Consider the following 1,618-nt stretch of genomic DNA (forward strand, 5'->3'; position numbering starts at 1 on the left):
AGCCCGCACAAGTGCGGGCAAAAATACTGGAAGCAATGTGAGCAATGTCGTACTGAATACCCGAGTGATTTACTCAACTATTCAGTGATGAGAAAGATAATATTTCTCATTTAAGATATCAACCCCATCTTTTGTGCGGAAGCGATTTTTTATCCGAGGGTGAAAACCGTGCGCTTCTGGCTGTCGTCCTGCGGCCAGGCCGCCGCGATCTCCTGCAGTGGCCGCGGGGTGGTGGCGATGGTCAATTTCCCCGGCACCGCCGCCTGCAGCATTTCACCGGTCGCCGCCAGCAGTTGCGATACCGACAGGCTACCGATCCCGCTGCCCATCAGCAGGAGCGGGGCGGAACGCAGCACTGCGCCATTTAATGCGATATCGGCGCCAGCCAGGGAACCCACCTGCACATAGCGCACCGGACTGCCGGCAGGGGTATATTTCGCCAGTGCCGGCAATAATAATTCCGCGCTGTGTCCCCACAGGTAATCGATGACCACATCGATCTGCGCGGCGCTGACCGCTGAAAATTGCCCGCTCAAGGTTTTATCATCAGCGGTTAACTGAATACACTCATCGGCGTCCAGCGCCGCGAGCGACTGCGCATTGCGCCCGGTTGCAATGATTTTTTTCGCCCCCAGATAGCGGGCAATCTGCACCGCCAACTGACCGGCGCTGCCGGTGGCGCCGTTAATCAGCACCGTTTCGCCGGCCTGAAGCTGGGCGCGTGTCACCAGCGATGCCCACGCGGACATACCGGGGTTGGCCATCGCCGCCGCCTGGATATCATCGAGCGCATCCGGCAGCGGCAGACAATTCTGCAGGGCGACCGGCGCCCGCTGCGCCATACTGCCGAAGGGGGCGGTTGGGAAGGCGAAGTAGACGCGCTGGCCCTGAGGTGTGGTGCCGACGCCATCGATACCGGGCACAAAGGGCAGATTGCCGTCGAAGCTGTAATGGCGTCCGGATGCGCGGGCCTTAACCACATGGCTCAGCGCGGCGGCGCGGACGTCAATGAGCGTCTGGCCGGGCGCGGGCTGCGGGTCGATAAAATCGGCCCAAACCGGGCCTTCTGCGAGATCAAAAATCACGGCTGCTTTCATAAATTATCTCCTGTCGGGAATTATGTGTAAAATACACATATTGTTTTGCAGCACTATACGCGGAAAATTAATACATGCAAGATGCACATAATGACTACGACATTACCGACTTTCACGCCGCGCTGCTGGATATCATCAGCGTAATGAACCAGCCGCTGCGCGATGAGCAGATCCTCCAGGCAGCCGGCGTCCAGCTGGAACAGATGCTGTTTCCGCTGCTTGTGGCGGTAGGGCGCCATGGNCCGGTGGGGGTGGTTGAGCTGGCGGATCATTTAGGGCGCGATTACACCACCGTCAGCCGCCAGGTGAAAAAACTGGAAGCCCAGGGACTCGCCTGTAAGCAACCGAACCGTCATGATCGACGGATCAGCGAAGTGACGCTTAGCGCCAGCGGACAACAGATGATCGACAGTATTGCGGTAGCGCGGCGGCGGTTAATGAATCAGGTGCTGGCGCAGTGGCCGGAAGATGAAGTGCAGGCGCTGTTTCGCTTAACGCGCAAATACGCCGACAGTTTGCAG

Annotated in this window: 2 protein-coding genes (1 of these 2 running past the window's edge); one reads left to right on the top strand and one right to left on the bottom strand. The window is 58.6% G+C overall.

Going from position 1 to position 1,618, the window contains the following annotated elements; all coding sequences use genetic code 11:
• Positions 1-149: 149 nt before the first annotated feature.
• Positions 150-1,097 carry a quinone oxidoreductase family protein gene (locus VZP09_RS06365; protein WP_021312928.1) on the bottom strand — a complete coding sequence of 316 codons (948 nt, stop codon included), beginning with the start codon at positions 1,095-1,097 and terminating at the stop codon, positions 150-152.
• Between the two features lie 74 nt (positions 1,098-1,171).
• Here VZP09_RS06365 and VZP09_RS06370 point away from each other — a divergent pair, with 74 nt between their 5' ends.
• Positions 1,172-1,618: the 5' portion of a MarR family winged helix-turn-helix transcriptional regulator gene (locus tag VZP09_RS06370; protein WP_328794964.1), read on the top strand. 36 nt of this gene lie beyond the right edge of the window; the window shows 447 of its 483 coding nt (coding positions 1-447); it begins with the start codon at positions 1,172-1,174; the stop codon falls past the right edge of the window.

The sequence above is a fragment of the Klebsiella sp. EMBS2024 genome (genome assembly GCF_036233805.1).
Classification (GTDB): Bacteria; Pseudomonadota; Gammaproteobacteria; order Enterobacterales; family Enterobacteriaceae; genus Klebsiella; species Klebsiella pneumoniae.